Origin of the sequence: Sphingobium olei (genome assembly GCF_042678845.1) — a bacterium.
Classification (GTDB): Bacteria; Pseudomonadota; Alphaproteobacteria; order Sphingomonadales; family Sphingomonadaceae; genus Sphingobium; species Sphingobium olei.
Map to the genome: position 1 here is coordinate 1 of NZ_JBHTLS010000005.1, position 20,119 is coordinate 20,119.

Annotated in this window: 19 protein-coding genes and 3 pseudogenes; 9 read left to right on the plus strand and 13 right to left on the minus strand. The window is 64.1% G+C overall.

What is annotated here, in order from left to right:
- The 3 genes from ACFQ24_RS00080 to ACFQ24_RS00090 form a co-directional block, all read left to right on the plus strand.
- On the plus strand, positions 1-390 hold a 390-nt coding region (locus ACFQ24_RS00080; protein ID WP_380908142.1), incomplete at its 5' end, for a multicopper oxidase domain-containing protein.
- Complete coding sequence (locus tag ACFQ24_RS00085; protein WP_380908558.1) at positions 390-1,295, plus strand: copper resistance protein B; 906 nt, start codon at positions 390-392, stop codon at positions 1,293-1,295. The genes ACFQ24_RS00080 and ACFQ24_RS00085, both read left to right, overlap by 1 nt.
- 123 nt (positions 1,296-1,418) lie before the next feature.
- Positions 1,419-2,132, plus strand: a complete 714-nt coding sequence (locus tag ACFQ24_RS00090; RefSeq protein WP_380908144.1) for a copper resistance protein B — start codon at positions 1,419-1,421, stop codon at positions 2,130-2,132.
- On the opposite strand, the gene ACFQ24_RS00095 is transcribed toward ACFQ24_RS00090, so the two are convergent.
- From ACFQ24_RS00095 to ACFQ24_RS00120, 6 genes and pseudogenes are all read right to left on the minus strand, one after another.
- A complete protein-coding gene (locus tag ACFQ24_RS00095) occupies positions 2,129-3,055 on the minus strand; it encodes a 2-hydroxyacid dehydrogenase (RefSeq protein WP_380908146.1) in 927 nt (308 codons plus the stop codon). The genes ACFQ24_RS00090 and ACFQ24_RS00095 overlap by 4 nt on opposite strands.
- Complete coding sequence (locus ACFQ24_RS00100) at positions 3,052-4,092, minus strand: PepSY-associated TM helix domain-containing protein (RefSeq protein WP_380908148.1); 1,041 nt, start codon at positions 4,090-4,092, stop codon at positions 3,052-3,054. The genes ACFQ24_RS00095 and ACFQ24_RS00100 overlap by 4 nt, the downstream gene beginning before the upstream one ends.
- 63 nt (positions 4,093-4,155) lie before the next feature.
- On the minus strand, positions 4,156-6,327 hold the full coding sequence (locus ACFQ24_RS00105; protein ID WP_380908150.1) for a TonB-dependent siderophore receptor: 2,172 nt from the start codon (positions 6,325-6,327) through the stop codon (positions 4,156-4,158).
- Positions 6,328-6,564: 237 nt separating this feature from the next.
- Complete coding sequence (locus ACFQ24_RS00110; RefSeq protein WP_380908152.1) at positions 6,565-7,890, minus strand: NAD(P)/FAD-dependent oxidoreductase; 1,326 nt, start codon at positions 7,888-7,890, stop codon at positions 6,565-6,567.
- A gap of 26 nt (positions 7,891-7,916) precedes the next feature.
- Positions 7,917-8,279, minus strand: a pseudogene (locus tag ACFQ24_RS00115) (aldehyde dehydrogenase family protein); the annotation flags it as partial.
- Positions 8,280-8,295: 16 nt separating this feature from the next.
- Positions 8,296-8,403 (minus strand): annotated as a pseudogene (locus tag ACFQ24_RS00120) (IS5/IS1182 family transposase); the annotation flags it as partial.
- Positions 8,404-8,405: 2 nt separating this feature from the next.
- Between ACFQ24_RS00120 and ACFQ24_RS00125 the strand changes: the two are divergent.
- Positions 8,406-8,516, plus strand: a pseudogene (locus ACFQ24_RS00125) (multicopper oxidase domain-containing protein); the annotation flags it as partial.
- On the plus strand, positions 8,513-8,665 hold the full coding sequence (locus ACFQ24_RS00130; RefSeq protein WP_380908154.1) for a hypothetical protein: 153 nt from the start codon (positions 8,513-8,515) through the stop codon (positions 8,663-8,665). The pseudogene ACFQ24_RS00125 and the gene ACFQ24_RS00130, both read left to right, overlap by 4 nt.
- 9 nt (positions 8,666-8,674) lie before the next feature.
- On the opposite strand, the gene ACFQ24_RS00135 is transcribed toward ACFQ24_RS00130, so the two are convergent.
- Genes ACFQ24_RS00135 through ACFQ24_RS00145 form a run of 3 tightly spaced genes read right to left on the minus strand, consistent with a single transcriptional unit; the run spans position 8,675 to position 11,213 of the window.
- Positions 8,675-9,964 (minus strand): SPOR domain-containing protein, encoded by a 1,290-nt coding sequence (locus ACFQ24_RS00135; protein WP_380908156.1) that lies wholly within the window; start codon positions 9,962-9,964, stop codon positions 8,675-8,677.
- A gap of 17 nt (positions 9,965-9,981) precedes the next feature.
- Entirely contained in the window at positions 9,982-10,479 is a 498-nt protein-coding gene (locus ACFQ24_RS00140) for a hypothetical protein (protein WP_380908158.1), read from the minus strand.
- A gap of 14 nt (positions 10,480-10,493) precedes the next feature.
- Entirely contained in the window at positions 10,494-11,213 is a 720-nt protein-coding gene (locus ACFQ24_RS00145) for an AAA family ATPase (protein ID WP_380908160.1), read from the minus strand.
- Positions 11,214-11,396: 183 nt separating this feature from the next.
- On the opposite strand from ACFQ24_RS00145, the gene ACFQ24_RS00150 reads away from it, so the two are divergent.
- The 4 genes from ACFQ24_RS00150 to purU all read left to right on the plus strand — a co-directional run bounded on the left by ACFQ24_RS00150 (position 11,397) and on the right by purU (position 15,780).
- Positions 11,397-12,341: an SPOR domain-containing protein gene (locus ACFQ24_RS00150; protein WP_380908162.1), complete on the plus strand. Its 945-nt coding sequence runs from the start codon at positions 11,397-11,399 to the stop codon at positions 12,339-12,341.
- Between the two features lie 106 nt (positions 12,342-12,447).
- On the plus strand, positions 12,448-13,461 hold the full coding sequence (locus tag ACFQ24_RS00155; RefSeq protein WP_380908164.1) for a 2-oxoadipate dioxygenase/decarboxylase family protein: 1,014 nt from the start codon (positions 12,448-12,450) through the stop codon (positions 13,459-13,461).
- Positions 13,458-14,876, plus strand: coding sequence for a succinylglutamate-semialdehyde dehydrogenase (gene astD, locus ACFQ24_RS00160; RefSeq protein WP_380908166.1), 1,419 nt, complete (start codon positions 13,458-13,460; stop codon positions 14,874-14,876). Before ACFQ24_RS00155 ends, astD begins: the two co-directional genes overlap by 4 nt.
- A 43-nt stretch (positions 14,877-14,919) precedes the next feature.
- Complete coding sequence (purU, locus tag ACFQ24_RS00165) at positions 14,920-15,780, plus strand: formyltetrahydrofolate deformylase (protein WP_380908560.1); 861 nt, start codon at positions 14,920-14,922, stop codon at positions 15,778-15,780.
- 617 nt (positions 15,781-16,397) lie between these two features.
- Here purU and ACFQ24_RS00170 read toward each other — a convergent pair.
- The 4 genes from ACFQ24_RS00170 to ACFQ24_RS00185 all read right to left on the minus strand — a co-directional run bounded on the left by ACFQ24_RS00170 (position 16,398) and on the right by ACFQ24_RS00185 (position 20,091).
- Entirely contained in the window at positions 16,398-16,604 is a 207-nt protein-coding gene (locus tag ACFQ24_RS00170) for a DUF2093 domain-containing protein (RefSeq protein WP_380908168.1), read from the minus strand.
- Entirely contained in the window at positions 16,604-18,007 is a 1,404-nt protein-coding gene (locus ACFQ24_RS00175; RefSeq protein ID WP_380908562.1) for an NAD(P)H-dependent flavin oxidoreductase, read from the minus strand. Before ACFQ24_RS00175 ends, ACFQ24_RS00170 begins: the two co-directional genes overlap by 1 nt.
- 91 nt (positions 18,008-18,098) lie before the next feature.
- Positions 18,099-19,229: a glycosyltransferase gene (locus ACFQ24_RS00180; protein ID WP_380908170.1), complete on the minus strand. Its 1,131-nt coding sequence runs from the start codon at positions 19,227-19,229 to the stop codon at positions 18,099-18,101.
- A complete protein-coding gene (locus ACFQ24_RS00185) occupies positions 19,222-20,091 on the minus strand; it encodes an alpha/beta fold hydrolase (RefSeq protein ID WP_380908172.1) in 870 nt (289 codons plus the stop codon). The genes ACFQ24_RS00180 and ACFQ24_RS00185 overlap by 8 nt, the downstream gene beginning before the upstream one ends.
- Between the last annotated feature and the right edge of the window lie 28 nt (positions 20,092-20,119).

Sequence of the window (20,119 nt, forward strand, 5' to 3'; positions counted from 1 at the left end):
GACACGCGCCCGCCCACCCGCGCGCTCGACATTCACCTGACCGCGAACATGGAGCGCTATATGTGGTCGTTCGACGGAGTGAAGCTGTCGGAGGGGGCGGAACCCATTGCCTTCCGCCATATGGAGCGGGTGCGCGTGACGCTGATCAACGACACGATGATGCCCCACCCCATCCATATCCACGGCCATTTCTTCCAGCTCGTGACCGGCGAGGACGCGGCGACCAATCCGCGCAAGCATACGGTCAACGTGCTGCCGGGCGGCAAGGTCAGCTTCGATCTGACCGCCGATGCGATCGGCGACTGGGCGTTCCACTGCCATATGCTGATGCACATGCATGCGGGGATGATGCGGGTCGTGACCGTCCGGCATGAAAGCGCCGCGGCATGATGCGCGCTCTGGCGATAACGCTGCTCAGCGTTGCGCTGCCGGCGCAGGCGCAGACGATGGACCATAGCCAGATGAACCATGGCGCGCATGAGATGCCGCAGGGCGAAACGCCTCCGGCCGCCGATCCCCATGCCGGTCACGCGATGGGCGATACGGACAGCGCCGTTCCCAATGGCACGCCCCCGCCCGTGCCGACCGATCATGCCGCCGACGCGCTCTACGATCCCGTCGTTATGGCCCGCGCCCGCGCCGCAATGGTCAAGGAAAGCGGCGGCATGATCTTTTCCCAACTGATGATCGACCGTCTGGAATATCGCGCGCAGGATGGCATCGACGGCTATCATTGGGAAGGCGAAGGCTGGATCGGCGGCGACGTTAATCGGCTCGCGATCAAGTCCGAAGGGGAGGGCGACATCGGTGGCGCGCTTGAAAACGCGGAGGTGCAGGCACTCTACAGCCGCGCCATCGATCCCTGGTGGAACATCGTCGGCGGCGTGCGGCAGGATTTCCGCCCGCAGCCTGAGCGCACCTATGCCACCATCGGGATCGAAGGCCTCGCCCCCTACTGGTTCGAGGTCGAGGGGCAGCTGTTCGTGTCGCAGAAAGGCGACGCGCATCTGCGGCTGGAGGGCAGCTATGACCAGCGCATCACCCAGCGGCTGATCCTGCAACCGGCGGTCGAGGTGAATCTCGCCGCGCAGGATGTGCCCGAAATCGGCGTCGCGTCGGGCCTGTCGGACATCGAACTGGGGCTGCGGCTGCGCTACGAGATAGCGCGCGAATTCGCCCCCTATGTGGGCATCAACTGGGAACGCAAGCTCGGCGACACCGCGCGATACGCCCACGCCGCCGGAGACCGGGCCTCCGCAACCAGCCTCGTCATGGGCGTCCGCTTCTGGTTCTGACCCCCGCGGCACAACATGCCGCCGCCTGACCCGATTTCATTACATTCGCGGCGACGAAGACGCAGCTTTATACGATAGCCCCGCGCGCATGGCCCTAGCTTCAGCGCGAACGGAAAGGGGTCGATGCTGCGCGTTTCAAGTCCATGTCGGCTTCTGCTCGTCTGCGCGGCGCTGTTCGCGACGCCCTCGCGGGCACAGGATGTGGACGGCGGCGCAACGCTGAGCGGCGGCTTCGACCTCATCGAAATGCGCGCCGACAAGGGCGGTGACATTTTCCTGTGGGACGCAACATTCTCCTATGGCGACGCGACTGACCAGCTGATGCTGGTCACAACAGGCGGAGGGCCATTGTCGGCGCAGATCGACCAGTCCGAAATCCGCGTCTTCTATGGTCGTACGGTAGGCAATTTGACCTGGCTGGCCGGGGTCCGCCACGACATCACCCCTGCCCCGCGCGACACCCATGCGATCGTCGGTGCGCAGGGATCGGTCGGCACGCGCCTGAGCTGGGAAACCTATATCTTCCTGTCCGACCGAGGCCGGTTGAGCGGCGAGGGGCAGGTGATCTACGCCATGCCGATCGCCGAGAAACTCTATATCGAGCCGCGGGTGGCGGCGGGATGGGCGGCGCGCAGCTGGATCGAACAGGGCGTGCGCGCCGGGATCGGAGAGGTGGAAGGGTCGGTGCGGCTACGTTATCGGCTGCGGCCCAAGATCAACGCCTACATCGGCGTCGCGCACGAGCGGCTGGTGGGCGGCACGCGCCGGCTGGCGGAGGAGCAGGGCGACACAGGGCAGGCGACCACGGCGGTGATCGGCTTCGGCTTCAGCCTCTAATAGCCCCTACCTCGCGCTACAACCCCGTCCATCGGCTCGTTCGCCTGATGCCGGCGAATATTGGCGATGAGTGCGCGCCCGGCGCTGTCCGCGCGGGTCATGCTGGCGACATGTGGGGTAAGCAGGATGCGCGGATGATGCCAGAAAGGATGACGGGGCGGCAGCGGCTCGGGATCGGTCACGTCGAGCATGGCCGCGGACATATGCCCTTCGTCCAATAGGGCGAGCAAATCCTGCGCCACAAGATGCCCACCCCGCCCCGCGTTGACCAGCATCGCGCCCTTGGGAAGGCGCGCGAGAAGATTGCGGCACACGATGCCGCGCGTGTCGGGGGTGAGCGGCAGCAGACAGAGGAGGATGCCGCAGTTCCTCAGAAACGCGTCCAGTCCGTCGGTCCCGCTATGACAGGCGACGCCCTCCACGTCATGCGGCGAGCGGCTCCAGCCCGACAGCGCGAACCCGAAGGGACGAAGCGCCCCAAGCACGGCCTTGCCCAATTGCCCCAGACCCATCACCCCCACCCGCCGCTGCTCGGCCGGCACGAGCTTGATCGGTGCCCAGCGCTGCTCCGCCTGTGCGGCGCGATAGGGGATGAGGTCGCGGTGCAGCGCCAGTACCGCCATCGTCGCATATTCGACCATGCCGGCGACGATGCCCGGCTCGATCATCCGCACCACATCGACATGCCGCGGCAGGCTTTCCATGTCGAACTGGTCCACCCCCGCCCCGATGGAGAAGAGCACTTCCAGGTTAGGGAGGCTGGCGATCAGGTCCGCCGACGGACTCCAGGCCGCGAGATAGCGGATGGTGGCGGGATCATAGGGTGTGGGCGGCGCGACGAAGCCGACGTCGGGCGCCTCCGCAGCGAAAATGTCGCGCCAGATCTGCCCGCGCGCAGGATCGGAGGTATAGAGCAGGGTCATGCGGGAGCCTTTCGGGGGATGCGGCGGCGCTGGGCGGTGGCGTGCCACCATATGATCGGGCCGCTGATCGCCAGAGCGGCGAGGGACAAGGCGACGACCAGCCAGACGGGTGGGCCAACTGGCGCGAGGAATTCGCCGCTATGGATCGGAAGCAGCGGCATCCAGAGCGCGCGGCTGGCCTGCGCGGGTTTCGCGCTGACGATGTGCGCCCCGGCGAGCGAGACAGCGACGACATGGACGGCGCGTGCATTGCGTTCGGGCGCATGGAAGTTGACGGTCAGCCGGTTGCTGCCGATCCTGATGTCTCGTAGCGCCGCGCCGGGAAAGGCGCTTTGCGCGAGCGCGAGTTCGCGATCGACCTGAGCAGCCGTCACGACAGCCGGAGGCGCGCTACCGCCGCTGGCGAAAAGATCGGGAAAGACGAGGAGAAAGCCCGTCGCGGAAAGCAGGATGAGAAAAGCTGCCGCGACGACCCCGAGCGTGCGGTGCGCCTGCCGCAGCACCAGGCGGGGCGACAGGCTCCAGCGGACCGCCAGCGCCTTCGCCGGATTGCGTTTCGGCCACCAATAGGCAAGCCCGCTGCCCGCCATCAGCAGCAAAGCAAGCCCGTTCAGCGCTATAACGGCCATACCGGCACGGCCGGATAGGAGCCGGTAATGAAGTTGTAGCGCCGCCTCTAGCGGGAAGCGCGAGAGGCCGCCAGCACGGAGCACCGCCCCGCCCGCCGGATCGACCGTCGCATAAACAGCTTCGCCGTCCGCGCGCGCCATGTGCGCGAACCAGGTCGATCGGCTCGTGTCTGGTGCGAACAGGCGCGTCACGCGTGCACCGGGAATCGCCACGCTCGCGAGCGCCATCGCCTGTCCCGCGCTGAGGATCGGACCATGGCCTCTGCTGGCCTGACCCGCCGGATCGAGCAACCGCTCCACCGGCCCGCGATAGAGGAGTAGCGCCCCGGTCATCGCCTGCACCAGCAGGAACAGCGCCATGATAAGGCCGGCATAGCGATGAAGGCGGAGCCATTGCGGCCGGGACATGGAATGCGCCTATAAACTGAAGCCATGCCGCCGGCGCAACAACGTCGGCGGCATGGCGCTTTATCAGAAGTTGAAGCTGGCCCGCACGCTGAACGATCGGGGCGTGCCGGGCGCGATCCAGAGCGCCGCATAGGAGCTGGCATAATATTTCTTGTTGAAGATGTTGTTCACATCGGCCGACAGCTTGATCTGGTCGGTGATGTTGAACGATCCCAGCACCTTGGCGATGGTGTAGCTCGGCAGGAAGAAAGTCGTCGCCGTCTCGCCCAGCCGACGGCCGACATGGGTGACGCCCGCGCCCAGCATCGCTTCATGATCGCCGACCGAGAAATTCTTGAACAGCAGAGCGTTGCCCTGATGCTTGGGAATGTTGATCAGCGGATCGCCCTTCCGGATTTGGAACCCGAAATTGGGATCGAGCGCGTTCGTTGCCCATTCGGCGTCGGTATAGGCATAGGTCAGGAACAGCTCGAACCCGGCGGGCAGCTTGGCATTGAGGTCGAACTCGATGCCTTTGCTCTTGGCCGAACCGACCGGCTTGGAGAAGCCCGCATTGGCCGGATCGGTCGTCAGCACATTGTCCTTCTTCATCTTGTAGAGCGATACGGTGCTGGTGATGCGCCCATCGGGCGTCACGAACTTCGCGCCGACTTCGTAGGATTCGCTGATTTCCGGCGCGAAGGGCTGGCCGTCGAAGCCCACGCCGCTATTCGGACGGAATCCCTTACCGTAGCTGCCGTAGAAGGACAGGCTGCGGCTCGGCTCGAACACTACGCCCGCCATCGGGCTGAATTTCGTGTAGGATTTTTGCGGGTTCGTGCCATTGGCGCGATTGGCGATGTCCTGGCTGAAATCATCATAGCGCCCGCCGAACCGCACCTTGAACTGCTCGGTGATCTCCACCTGATCCTGCGCGTAGATGCCCCAGGCCTTCTGGATTTCGGTCGCATTCTGGATCACCGTGGTCGGGACCGGCGCGGGGATGTTGTAGTTGGGGTTGAAGATGTCGATCGCATAGGACTGGTCGGCCGCGCTCGGGCGGTAGCGGGTCTGGAAGGTCTTGATCTTGAACTTGTCCCAGTCCGCGCCGATGCGGACATTGTGGACGATCGATCCGGTGTTCAGCTTGCCGCTGATCTCGCCCCGGAACACCATGTGGGTGGTGCTGTAATCGCGGAAGCGGCGCTGGCGCGAAAGGGTGCGGCCGTCATTGTCGAGCCGCTGGCGGCCGAGCACCAGTTCCGCGTCGCTGGAAAAGCCCTCGAACGTTGTGTCCTTGTAGCCAGCGCCCAGCATCAGCGTCCAATCCTCGCTGAAATCATGCTGATATTGCGCCTGATGGCCCAGCACCTCGACCTTGGTCGGGCCGTCATTGGGATTGCCCAGGAACCTGCTGTTGGGGACTGCGCCCAGATTGTAACTGATCGAGCCGTTGGCGTTGACGGTCGGGATCGCCACCACGCCGCGCTCGAAGGGCACTTCCTGGTTCACATATTCCAGTTCGTAGGTGAAAATGTCGGCGTCCGACAGCTTCGCCAGGAGGGACGGCGTAACCGTATATTTCTGCGTCTCAACCGTGTCGCGGAAGCTATCAGCCTGCTCGGACGATCCGTTGATCCGCACCGCCACGCTGTCCGACAGAGGCAGATTATAGTCGCCCTCAACCCGGTAGGTTTCCCAGCGCCCTGCCGATACGGAGAAGCTGCCGCCTTCCTTGAAGGTCGGCTTCTTGGTCACGATGTTGACTGTACCCCCCGGCTCGCCACGCCCGAACAGCGCGGAGTTGGGGCCTTTCAGTATCTCGACGCGCTCGACGTTCGATGCGTCGCGCGGGCCACCATAGCCGCGCCCGCCGTTGAAGCCATTGACCAGGAAACCGCTCGGGAAATTCTCGTCGCCGGCAAAGCCGCGAATGGCGAAGCTATCCCACAAGCCGCCGAAATTATTCTGCCGCGACACGCCGCTCGCCAGTTCGAGCGCGGTGTCGAGGCGAGTGATGTTGAGGTCGTCGAGCAGCTTTCCTTCGAGGAACTGCACCGCCTGCGGGATTTCCTTGACCGGCGTGTCGCCGAAATATTGCCGCTTGAGGCCGGTGACAAGGATGTCGCTCTCGGCGGCGGGCTCGGCCGGCGCCTGCGCCAGCGCGGCGGGCGCGGCGGACAGAGCGATGGCAGAGAGGGCGATGGCGGCGGAACCGGCAAGGAAGCCGAGACGGCTGACCGATGACATTCGCATGATGTGGTACCCCTTGTAAGATCGCTGTTCCCTGATGCCTGCGAAACGGGGGGCTGGCTCTTATGCCCGGGCGGACCTTTTTTAGGCCCTTCCGCGGAAGCCTTTGCCGGGGTGGCTTTCCACCTCTTGTTACAGATCAAGCTAGGGCCGGTTACGGAAATATTACCTCAAAATCGCATTACCCTCCGGCGCAATATTGTGAATCGGGGAAGTCCCACGGCACGAATATGCGGGGCATCAAAATTCCGAAACGTCAATCTTCCCGCCGCCGCCGAAGCGAGACAGACGATAGGGTTGGGGATCGACGATTGGGGTATCGCCTGACGCGATGTCCGCCACCAGATGCCCCGCGCCGGGACCGATGCCGAAGCCGTGACCGCTGAAGCCCGCCGCCAAAATGAAGCCTGGAATCTGCGGTATTTCGCCGATCACCGGCACGCCGTCCGGGGTGCTGTCGACGAAGCCTGCCCAGGAGGCCACCATGGGCACGGAGCCCAGCGCCGGTATCTGCCTGGCGGCGCGCTTCAGTGTCAGGCGCACCGTCTTGGGGTCGGCGAGCGGATCGAGGATGCGCACCCGCTCCATCGGTGTCGGGCCGTCGAGTTTCCAGCGCGACAGGCCCTCATGCCGACCGCGCACCCCGTGCAATCCGCCCGGCGACAAGCTGCGCCAGCGCTTGTTGAACATCGGCAGGAATTTATGCTGGTAGCGCAGGAATTGCAGCGTCGGATCGACTTTGGCCCGGCCGCTGATCGCCAGCGTGTGGCAGCCATCGTCGCGCCGGGTGAGGGACAGCGACTGGGTGTAGAAGGCGTCGGGCAGGTTGAGTCCGCTCGTGCCCACGGCCAGGATCGTCTGGCGCACCGTTGCCTGCGGAAAATCGACGCCCAGCTGGCGCATGAACGAAGATGCCCAGGCGCCGCCGGCGTGGATCACCAGCCGGGTCCGGATCGTGCCCCGCTCGGTCACGACGCCGCTCACCGCGCCGCCGCTGGTTTCAATCCCCCGCGCGGCGCAGGCCTGATGCACCGTGCTGCCCATCCGCATCAGCGCCCGCGCGACCGCCGGCACGGCGAGGCCCGGATTGGCGATGCCGTCATTTTGCGAATGGACCCCGCCCTTCCACCGCTCGCCGGTGAAGTTGGCATGACGGGTCGCCTCTTCCGACGACAGCATCCGCGTCGCCACCCCCACCGACCGCGCATAGTCGCCCCAGCGCGCCCAAGTGGCGAGTTCGTCGTCATTGTTGCTAACGTAGAAGAGGCCGCAGCGGCGGAAACCCGTATCCTCGCCCGTATCCTCGCCGAACGCCTGCCAAAGGTCGAGCGCCTTGGTAGCGAGCGGCAGTTCGCGCTCGTCGCGGTTCTGTTGTCGGCACCAGCCCCAGTTACGGCTCGACTGTTCGCCGCCCACCACGCCCTTTTCGACCAGCGCCACCTTGAAGCCGCGCTGCGCCAGATAATAGGATGTGAACGCGCCGATGATCCCGCCGCCGATCACGACGACATCGGCCTCAGCCGGAAGCGCGGGCGAGGACTCGATAAAACGCAGCGGGGCGGGCATGGAACGAATCTCCAGAAAGCGGGCAGTCAGGCGAAGCCGAGGATGGACTTCACCTCAAGATATTCTTCAAAACCGAAGGAGCCATATTCGCGCCCGTTGCCAGAGCGCTTGTAGCCGCCGAAGGGGGCATGCGAGTCCCAGGCGGGGTGATTGATATGCACCTGCCCGGTGCGGATGCGGCGGGCGACAGCGCGCGCTTGATCGAGGTCCGTTCCCTGCACATGACCGCCGAGGCCGAAGATAGTGTCGTTGGCGACTTCTACCGCCTGATCAACATCGTCATAGGGGATGATGACGAGGACTGGCCCAAAAATCTCCTCCTGCGCAATGCGCATGGCGGCGGTCACATCGGAAAAGATGGTCGGGCGCACGAAGAAGCCCTGCTCTAGGGTCAGGACTCGTTGATCACAGCCAGAAGATGACGGTGGCTGCGAGCGCGATGGCCGAGAAGAACGTAGTGGGGCATCGATCGTAGCGCGTGGCGACCCGGCGCCAGTCCTTTAAGCGGCCGAANCCTTACCGCCGATGCGATCGGCGACTGGGCGTTCCACTGCCATATGCTGATGCACATGCATGCGGGGATGATGCGGGTCGTGACCGTCCGGCATGAAAGCGCCGAAGCATGAGGCGCGCTCTGGCGATAACGCTGCTCAGCGTTGCGCTGCCGGCGCAGGCGCAGACGATGGATCATAGCCAGATGAACCATGGCGCGCATGAGATGCCGCAGGGCGAAACGCCTCCGGCCGCCGATCCCCATGCCGGTTGTTCATGGTGAAATTCAAGCTCAGCGCGAGGCGAACTGGCGTCCCCGTGCCGACAAGGCCCAGCGCTGTGGCGTCGCATCGGGCGCGGTCTCGCGCACGAAGCATTGCCCGCCCCGGCTGCGGATCGTCCGGCACATGGCGGTGGCGGCGTTCCTGTCGCCAAATCCGCTGATGGCCAGCCTGTGATAGGCCCGGCCGTTGACGGTCGCCTCGCTTGTCAGCACCGGAAAGGCGGCCAGGGTCGTGTTGCGGCCTGCCATGGCGAACCATTTTTCCTTGGCGACGGCGGCATTATCATAGGCGCCGAGTTGAACCACCCACTGGCTGGCGCTTGTACCCACCGGCCTCATGAAGGCTGCGCGCTGCATCTGCGCCACGGGCATGCGGCTGCCCGCCGCACGGATCTTGAGGCGGTTCTCTGAACCATAGGCCGCGACCCTGACCGGTTCAGGCAGTGCCTGGATGACCGGCACCGGCTGCTGGCCGGCCGTTTCCTCCGCCATTTGCATCGGCGAAATTGGCATCGCAGGTTCGCGCGCTGCACCAGCCATCTCGACTGGCGACGCAGGTGCCGCCAGCGCCAAAGCATCCGGCTGGCCGGGGTCGGCCTGGTTGATGGTCACGCCCACCAGCGCGGCGACACGAAGCGGTGCAAGCGAAGGCTCGGCAATCTGCGCCCAGTCCGAAATGCGCTTGTTGGCCGCAAGCGGCTCCATATCCATCCCCACGACCATGCGCGCATCTTTCCACCGCCCTGCCAGAGCATAGGCATAGGCAAGGTTCTGCCGCGTCCGCACGGTCGCGGACGGATCCTGGATCGCGGCGGACAGGATGCGTACGCCTTCAGCCGGATCGCCAGCAAGCGCCATGGCGAGGCCGTAGTCGCCGGCAGGAATGGTGTGGGCATGCGCGGCCAGCAGCTCGCGAGCCGCATCCGCCCGGCCCTGTGCCGTTTGCACGAGTGCCAGATTGACGAAGCTACCGGCATCGCCTCCGCCCAGCGAAATCGCATCCGAAAATGCGCTTTCGGCCGAAGCGAAACGGCCGGCAAGCAGATAGGCACGGCCCAGCGTCCGACGATAGGTCGCGTTCTGTGGGTCGAGGCGGACCGCGGTCTCCGCCGCCTCCACCGCTTTCCCGCCATTTCGGTCGGCCAGCGCCCTTTCCGCTGCGCCGGCTGACTTGGCGGCATCGCCCCTGGGCTCAACAACCGCAGCCGACGGGCGGAAAGCCGCCCCGGTGCAGCCGACCATCGTGGTGGCGACGAGCAGCGACGAAAGCGTCACGCTTTTGATTGTCTTGCGGTTCATCTTCCTACCCACTTCCATTATTGACCGTCGCCAACAGCTGGCAGCTGTTGAGCCAGCCGGTCGATTTCCGGCAGATCATCGAGATAATCGTCGAGCGCTTGCGTCACGATCTGCTGCGCCGATCGTCCGCTGACAGCGCAGGCGAGGCGAAGCTGCAGATGGCGATCGGCGTCCAGACGCAAGGTGAAGGCCGCCTTTCGCGACCGCGTAGGGGCCGGGGCGACAGCAGTCCTTCCCGCCAGTCGCCGCGCCAGCGTCTTGCGCTGCTGGATAACCTGCGGCTCGGTCACGGCAGCGGCCATGGGCGTCAGCCCGATCGGGGCGACAGCGTCTTCGACCGGCAACGGCGCGGGTTCGATGTCAAAGCCCATGTCGTTCCAGCCAAGATCGTCCTGCGCCATCCCGCCCGGCGCCCGACCGAACCCCAGCATCGGACGGCGCATCGCCGGTTGCGCGGCACCCTTGCGGGCCAGCAAGCCGGAGGTCAGGGAAGCGAGCGGTTTGGGTTCGGCCATGATGCGCGCCTCCTTCACTGGCTGATCACGCGGCGGCCGAAGCCCCCGCCGGTCGGACGGGCGGCGACGGTGCCGAGGCTGCCATGGGGCACGGAAAACACCGTGCGGCGAAAATTCTTCTCAAGCCGATCCGACACATAGGTCCACAGCGCCTGCACTTCAGCTGCCGAGCGACCCTTGGGATCGACCTCCATCACGGTGCGCCCGTCGATCATAGATGCGGCGAAATCCGTCCGGTGGTGCAATGTCACCGGGGCGACCGTGCCATGCTGAGACAGGGCCACGGCTGCCTCGGAGGTGATGCGCGCCTTTGGCGTGGCGGCATTGACGACGAAGATCAGCGGCTTGCCCGCCCGTTCGCACAGATCCACCGTAGCGCCCACGGCGCGCAGGTCGTGGGGGCTCGGCCGCGTCGGAACAACGATCAGTTCCGCAACGGATATGACGCTCTGGATGGCCATGGTGATCGCAGGCGGCGTGTCGATGACGGCGAGCTTGAAGCCCTGCTGCCGCAAAATCTCGAGATCGGCCCCTAAGCGGGCAACGGTGGTCTGCGCAAAGGCGGGATATTCCGCTTCCCGCTCGTTCCACCAGTCCGCAAGCGACCCTTGCGGATCGATATCGATCAGCACCACCGGGCCAGCGCCGGCCAGTTGCGCCTGAACAGCCAGATGGCCGGACAGGGTCGTCTTGCCCGATCCCCCCTTCTGCGATGCCAATGCCAAAATCCGCACGCGCGTCCCCCACCAAAATTCAGGTACGTCCGCAGTCGCACGACTGCGGCTAAAAATTGGTTAATTGCAGGCGAAGACCAACTGAGCCATCATGCCGGCGCGGAACGCATTGGCGCTAACGCGACATTAACTCTGATGGCGTAGGGCGTTGCTGGATGTCATGAGGCGCGGGAGCTTTGGCGCATGAAGCGGTTGACAGTGATCCTTGCGGCGACGGCTATGACCGGCCTGACCGCGCCAGTGCAGGCTGACGTCAAGACCGGCGTAGATGCCTGGCAGCAGGGCGACTATGCGAAGGCGATCGCCGAGTGGCGTCCCCTGGCGGAGGCGGGCGACCCGGATGCGCAGTTCAATCTCGGTCAGGCTTACAAGCTTGGCCGGGGCGTTCAGTCCGACATGCCAACCGCCATCAGCTGGTATCGCAAGGCGGCGCAACAGGGACATCTGCGTGCCGAGGACAGTCTAGGCCTGCTGATGTTCCAGCAAGGCGACCGGGCCGGAGCCATCCCCTATCTGGAGCGCGCCGCGTCTCGTGGCGAACCGCGCGCGCAATATATCGTCGGCACGTCCCTGTTCAACGGCGACGTCATCGGCAAGGATTGGGTCCGCGCCTATGCGTTGATGAGCCGCGCGTCGGCCGCAGGCTTGTCGCAGGCCACGGCGAGCCTCGAACAGATGGAAAAATATATTCCGGAGGACCAGCGGAGGCGGGGTGTAGCGCTTGCCGCCAGCCTCCAGACGGGCAAGAGCGTCAATACGGAAGCGGCTCCGGTCCCGGTGCGCATGGCGGCATCATCGAAGCCGTCCCGGCCCGCGCCGCAGAGCGCGGCGAACGCGCCCGCGTCGCCCAAGCCTCAGCCAGCTGCCACGCCAAAGACCCCAGTGCCGCCTTCATCCGGCAACTGGCGTGTCCAGCTGGGCGCCTTCAGCGAGGAGAGCCGCGCTCGAACCTTATGGAGCCAGCTGACGAAGAAGGTCGGCGGGCTTTCCGCCTATCAGCTCTATCTGGTCAAGGCCCAAGCAGTGACCCGCCTTCAGGCCGGCCCCCTTTCAAGCGCTGCCGAAGCGGCACGCTTGTGCGGCTCGATCAAGGCTGCCGGGTCCGACTGCATGCCCAGGAAGATGTGACCCGATTGCCCTTCTTCATGCCGCGCTGAACCGGTCGGCATTTGGCAAAGTGTCCTGATGCTGCAATAAGGACGGCCATGGTCGAACCTGTTACGGTGAAGGAAAGATGGGTCATATAGAGGCGCTGGTTGTCGCCAATTTGGGAGAGGAAGCCGGCCCAAGGACGCTGGCTGCCTTGGCGATTGACGGCGGATTGATGGCGGAACAAGGCGAAGCCGTTTCGCGCGCCGCCTTTGCCATGGCGCTCAACGTCGCATTGTTCCACGACCTGCTTGATCGGGTATCGAGCGGCGCAGCCTACGTCGCCGACGTGCTCGCAGGCGGGAAGAGGGTATTTTTCGATCATGGGGCACTGCGTACGGTGCGGTTCCCGGCCGGCCCGACCGGCGATCTTCCGCCTGGGGAAGACGCCTTCACCCGGATTCTGATACCGCTCGGATACGAGATGGCGGCAGTCTATCCGCTCGATCGATTGAGGATGACCGGCCGGGCGTACCGTCATCTGGATCATCCCGCCATCATCCCGCAATTCTTCCTGTCGGAACTTCATGTGGATCGCTTCGATGCCGAATTCGGGGACGTCGCCGAGCGGGTATTCGGAACGTCTCGTGATCCGCTCACCGGTCAGGCCAGGGATGTCCTGGTGCGCTATCGGGCCCAAGAACCTGTCTACTTCGCTGACGCGGTAAGCGCCCTGCCCTCCATCGTCGCGGCGTTCGACCGCCAGCACGAACCGCCCACATGGGAAGATTATCAACTGCTTCTGTCCCGATCCAACGAAGCCGCCTGGATTGCCACGGAAGGCAATGCGTTCAATCACGCCACCGACAGGGTCGATGATGTCGCGACGCTCGCCGAGCGGTTGAAGAGCGAGGACTGGCCCATGAAGGACAGGCTGGAAGTGTCGGCCACTGGCCGCGTCCGTCAGACTGCCTTCCGCGCCGACAAGGTGGAGCGCCTCTTTGCCGATGGCGAAAGCCGCTCCGTTTCCGGTTCCTTTTTCGAATTCATCAGCCGTGATCTCGATCCGGAAACCGGACGGCTTGATCTCGCCTTCGACACCGGGAACGCAACGGGTATTTTCGCGATGACCGCTATGCAGGAGAGCGTGGCGCGATGACGGACCTGCTGCAATCCTTTGACCCTGCGTCGGGCGAACTGGTTTGGGAAGGCGAGGTTGCACAGGCGAAAAACTGTCACGATGCCGTGGCGGCAGCTCGTCGCGCCCTGCCCGCTTGGCGGTCTCAACCGACGGACGACCGGATTGCCATAGCGCGCCGCTATGCGGATATCCTTCAGGAACGCCGCCGCGCGCTGGCAGAACTCATTTCGCGCGAAACCGGCAAGCTGCTCTGGGAAAGCGATGCCGAAGTGGGATCGATGATCGCCAAGGTTGAGGTGTCGGTCAAGGCTCATGCCGAGCGCACCGGCGAGCGGCAGAGCGACATGGCGTTCGGCCGCGCCGTCTTGCGCCATCGCGGGCACGGCGTGATGGCGGTGCTTGGCCCCTATAATTTTCCCGGCCACCTGCCCAATGGCCATATCGTCCCAGCGCTGATCGCCGGCAATGTCGTCATCTTCAAGCCGTCCGAAATCGCGCCCGCGACCGGCGCGGCCATGGCGGAAGCATGGCTGGCGGCAGGGCTGCCAAAGCATGTGCTCCAAGTCATACAGGGCGGCCGAGCCACCGGCGAAGCACTCGTCTCGGCGGACATTGACGGGCTCCTGTTCACCGGATCGGCGGGTGCAGGTTCGGCGCTGAGGCGGGCGTTGGTGGATCGCCCGCATGTCATCATGGCGCTGGAGCTTGGCGGCAACAACCCGCTGATCGCGTGGGATAGCCCCGAAGCCGCCGCATCGATCATCGTCAACTCGGCTTTCATCACGACGGGGCAGCGTTGCTCCTGCGCCCGTCGCCTGATCGTGCCCGATGGCGCTATCGGGGATGCGATCGTCGAGGCGACGGCGGCCATGGCGGCGCGGCTACCCGTCGCGGCCTGGACCGATGCGGGAGAGGCCTTCATGGGGCCGCTGGTGTCGGAACATGCTGCCTCCGCTGCGCATGCAGCCGTTGGCAATCTGGTAGCGCGAGGAGCCAGGAGCATCCTGCCCTTCTCGGCCATCGAGAGCCGCAGCGCCGCCTTCGTGACGCCCGCCATGTTCGACGTGACCGGGATAGACACGCCCGACGCAGAGATTTTCGCCCCTGTGTTGTCGGTCATTCGCGTTCCTGATTTCGACGCCGCGATGCAGGCGGCGAACGCAACCGCTTTCGGCCTCTCGGCGGGCCTTGTATCGCAAGACGAATATCTTTGGTCGCGCATGGTGGAGGAAAGCCGCGCGGGTGTGGTCAACCGTAACCGGCCGACCACCGGTGCGGCGGGCAACATGCCCTTCGGCGGATTGGGCGCATCCGGCAACCATCGGCCCAGCGCATATTATGCGGCCGATTATTGCGCGTATCCGATTGCCAGCTTCGAAGCAGAAACTGTGGAAGCCGTGCCGGTCAACGGGTTGAACATCCCGACATCATAGGGCATCGGCGGGCGGCGCACTATATGCGGAGGCGGCCGTGACCATGTCTGTTTTTCCATCCTGGGTTCTGACCCTGGTCTGCGCGGATCGCATCGGCATCGTCGCAGCAGTCAGTCGTTTCCTGGCGGAACGCGGCGGGTTCATCACGGACAGTCAGCAATATGCCGACCGCGAAGCGGGCCTGTTCTTCATGCGGGTCGCGTTCGAGGCAACCAATGATCGCGTGGCGGACACGGACACGCTGCGCGCCGATTTCGCGCCTGTAGGGTCTGCCTTTACGATGGACTGGTCCCTAACCGCCGCCGACCATCGCCCCCGCATGCTGATCGCCGTATCGAAAGCATCGCATTGCCTCGCCGACCTGCTGCACCGGTGGCAGACCGGAACCTTGGCGATCGACATCATGGGCGTGGTGTCGAACCATCCCCATATGCGCCGGATCACGGAATGGCACGGCATTCCCTATCATGAACTCCCCGCCAATGGCGACAAGGCCGCGCAGGAAGCGGCCCTGCTCGACATATTCGAGCGCACCCGGTCCGACTATCTGGTGCTCGCCCGCTACATGCAGGTGCTGTCTCAAGAAATGGTCGAACGACTCGCCGGACGCTGCATCAACATCCACCACAGCTTCCTGCCCGGCTTCAAGGGCGCGCGTCCCTATCACCGGGCCTATGACCGTGGGGTGAAGCTGATCGGTGCTACCGCGCATTTCGTCACGGCCGATCTGGATGAAGGTCCGATCATCGAGCAGGCGGTCGAACGTGTCGATCATCGCGCCAGTGCTGACGACATGATCCGCATCGGGCGGGATATCGAGGCGCAGGTGCTCGCCCGCGCCGTCGGCTGGATGGCCGACCGGCGCGTGCTGCTCAACAGGGGCAAGACCGTCGTATTTCGTTGATCGAGCGGTTACAGTCCGAGACGTGCCCAGAAATCGTCAGGTTCGATCGCCCGATCTGACTTGTTGAAAAGTTCGCGGGCCGTCCAGGACGAATGGGGCAGATATATGTGCCGGTCAGGCCGGAGGTCGCGTTGGCGACGGGCATTGGAACCATGGCGGATCATCGTCTTCTCCTTGGTAGGGGAACACGAAACCTGGCGTTGTCGCTTCGGAACCGTGCGCTTTAGCCGTTGGTGACGCGGAGCAAGCTGACATCCTTCAAAAGCCGCGGAGCACATTAAGCTCAACGCCCTGATCAGGCATTTCTCGGGAGAAGTCCAAATAGCTTTGCTTGGGAGCAGAGCAGGCGGGCTTGCACGCCGGCAACAGGATCGGGCCGACCGACCTACTCAGGCGATGATGCTGTAGAGAAACCAGCCGACGATGAGCAGGCTTGAAACTATGCAAACACGATCGCCGAAGATATCGATCCGGGACATCGGGCACCATCCTTCCACATGCGGGTGCTCTTCGTCACCTCGCAAAGAAAGATAGCGCAGCTTGAGCAAAACAAAAATTGCAAAGTTGCAAGTTCAATATTCGCAACATTGCAAGTGCCTGTGCGAGCTGCCTGCCGTTCAGCCTGCCGAATTGCGAACCAGAGCCTGCGTGGCTTCCTGCGGTCCGCGATAGGCCTGCTGCAGTTCCGCACTCCAGTAACGCAGATCCTCAAGGTCGATACGCGCGCCGGACACGGCGCACAGCACGAACTGTCCGGGCCGCACAATGTCGAAATCCGCGGCACCATAATGAAGCACCGCCAGTCCCTGAATGTCCGCCGCCATCAGTCGCCCGTCAGTATCCGATCGACCAATTGCTTAACGGTCGGCACGAACCCATTAGAATAGAAGGGGTCCTGCTTGAATTTGTATGCGCCATGTCCGGCGAAAAGCAGGTTCTTGTCCAAATCCCCGCCATGCACCGCTTCCTGGAGCGACTTCTGGATGCAGAAGCTCCGCGGATCGGCAAGGCGGCCGGTCGAATTGGTCTCGCTGTCCATCCAGCTGGAGAAGGCACATTGCGACAGGCAGCCCATGCAGTCGGTCTGGTCCTTCCGGATTTCCGCCTTTTCCTCCTCGTTGACGAAGACGAGCGTGTTATCCGGCGTCTTGAGCGCTGAGGTGAAGCCCTGTCCCACCCACTCGCGCGCCCGCGTGAGGTCGCCCAGCGTAACCCAAAAATTCTTGCCCTTCACGCCCACATCCAATTGATGGGTGTGATCGCCCGCCTGCTCGGTGCTAAAAGGAATCTGGCGTTCCGAACGCGCTTCCAGCTGCCGCAGGAACGGATTCCGGATCGCGGAACTGTAGAAGCCGGTAGGCGAAAAGCGGTGAAGCAGGACATCGCCCGGCTCCAGCTGCATCAGCCGTTCTTTCCACAATTGCGGTATGGGGCTTTCCTGCGTAAGCAACGGCCGGGTACCGAATTGGAAGGCGATCGCGCCCAGTTCAGGATTGTCGATCCAGTCGTTCCAGTCCTTCAGGTGCCAGACACCACCAGCCATCACGATGGGCACATCGTCCGAAATCCCGCCTTCGCGCATTGTGGCGCGCAGGTCACGGACGCGGGGGTAGGGATCCTGCGGCGCGTGGGGGTCTTCGGCATTCGACAGGCCGTTATGTCCTCCCGCAAGCCACGGATCCTCATAGACGACTGCGGCCAGCCATTCCGAAGCCTTTGAGTAAGCGCGCTTCCACAAGGCGCGGAAGGCGCGTCCTGACGAGACGATGGGAAGATAGGACACCCCATAGGATGCAGCAATTTCGCTGAGCTTATAGGGCATGCCCGCGCCGCAGGTGACGCCCGAGACCATGCCCTTCGTCTTTTCCAGCACGCCGTGCAGGACGCGCTGCGCCCCGCCCATTTCCCACAGCACGTTGATGTTGATCGCGCCTTTGCCGCCAGCAATCTCGAACGCGCGCTTCACCTGCTCAACCGCGCCGTCGATGGCGTAGGCGATCAGTTCCTCATGCCGGTCACGACGCGTGCGACCATGGTAGATTTGCGGAATGACGTTGCCGAAACTGTCGTAGCTGTCCGCATTCACGGCTGACACCGTGCCGATGCCGCCCGCCGCGGCCCACGCACCCGAACTCGCATGGTTGGAAACCGCAACGCCCTTTCCGCCTTCAACGAGCGGCCACACTTCGCGGCCACCATAGACGATGGGCTTCAACCCCTTGAACAACGACTTCTCCTGCAACAACAGCCCGGCCTCGCGACCGGATAAAGGCACGCCTATAGCAGCATTTGTCGACCATGACGAATTTTCGCGCGCCCTATCGCAAAATCATGGGGCTGGCCAGAGCTTGTCCGTAGAGCGCGGCATATGCCTCGAGCATGCCGGCTTCGGTAAAATCCCGGCTGGCTCTGAAGCGGTTTGCTTTGCCCAAGCGGAGCCTGAGATCGGCGCTCTCGGCCATCTCCGCCAGCGCATTCGCCAGTCCCGCTTCGTCCTGAACGATGTACGGGCAATTTTCCGGCGCCACCATGTTGGCGATGTCGCCGACATCCATCGACGCGACAGGTAGGCCGGCTGCCATCGCCTCTACCAGCGAGATAGGAAATTGCTCGCTGTCGGACGAGAGAGCGAAAATGTCGAACAGTCCCATGAAACGCCAGGGCCGATCCATGAAGCCCGCCATATGGATGTCGCTGAGCCCGCACGCGGCAGCCTCTCCAAGGATAGCTTCCCGCTCCGGCCCCTCCCCTACGACGACCAGCTGCAGCCGGTTACGGTGCGGCGCGACCGCGCGAACCAGGCGCGGGATATTCTTGACCGCCCTCAATCCCGCTAAGGTTCCGACCAGCAGTTTGCCCGGCGAGCGAATGAGGCCGGGGATGGCGTCGCTCGCTGGCGTACGGGCGTAGGAAGCGACATCTATGCCGTTGCGGATGAGGTGCAGCTTGTCCGCCGGCTGCTTCCAGATTGCGCGCGCGATTTCTTCCAGCCTGGCGGAGGGCACCACCATGCCATGCGCCGACTGCAGCGCCACGCGGCGGAACAAGTTTCGCTTGGTCTTCAGGCCATTGGCTTCATCGGCATTGAAGCCGTCCTCATGATGGATCAGGGGCGGCAAGCCGCGCTGCTTTGTCGCCAGGCGATGAGCCATGACCGCGTCCATCGCGCCCCAATTGTAGGTGAGGACTAGGTCATAGCGGCGCAGGAAAGCCCGGATGTCGCGATAGCGCGCAAGCCCGGGCTTGCCGGCAAAGGATGGACCTTCCGGAAAATCAACCGGTACGGCGGGATCGATCGCGTCGCGCGCGCTCATCGCCTCGGGATCGGCGCTCATGATGCTGTGCCGCAACCGGTCTCCCCAGACGTTCATCAAGCGAACCGCCCGAGCCTCCTTGCCGCCGAGAGAGAAACTGCCGTGAACGTGGAGAATATAGGGTTGTTCAGCCATGCAGCACGCGCGCCAGCAGCCGATCGATGGCGGCCGCGCTTTCCGGCTCGGCCAGCGTGGGTGCGTGACCAACCTCCGGCACGGTGACAAGCTCGGCGCTGTCGCCGATCTCAGACGCCATCCGGCGCGCGGTCGCATCACTCAGCAGGTCGGATCGCGCGCCCCGCAGCAGCAGCGTCGGGATGTCGCGAAACGCCTGCATCACCGGCCACATGTCCACCCCTGCTTCGCTGCCCATGGCGCGGATCGGCTCGGCGATCTTCATGTCGTAGTCCAGCACGATCCGCCCCCCGCTGTTCAGGCGATAGAGCCGCTTCGCCATGGCCAGCCAGTCTTCAAGATCATAGCCGGGGTAGACGTCCCCATTCGCGTCCGCCAGGGCGCGCGCCGCGTGAACCCAAGTCGGGTGCGATTGTCCCACGCCCACATAAGACCGGATTCGCGCCAGCCCGCCCTCATCCAGCACCGGGCCCACATCGTTGAGCAGCGCCCCGGCTAGCCATTCCCGATGCGTGGCGGCGATCAACATCGTGATGACGCCACCCAGTGAGGTGCCGATCGCGACGAACCGCGTAATGGCCAAGTCCGCTAACAGGCGGGTGATGTCCTGAAGATAGACCAGCGGGACATAGGTCATCGCGTCCTTGGCATAGGCGCTCTCGGCGCGCCCGCGCATATCGGGGCAGATGAGCCGCCACGAACCCGCAAGTCGGGCAGCCAATGGCTCGAAATCGCGTGCGTTGCGCGTCAGCCCCGGCAGGCAGAGCAAGGGCGGCCGGCTGTCGTCACCACCGTCATAGTCCCGGTAATGAAGCCGCAGGCCATCAGGCGACCACCAATATCCGTCTTTATAGCCGCTCAAGCTTGATCCTTCGGATGCCCACACCCCA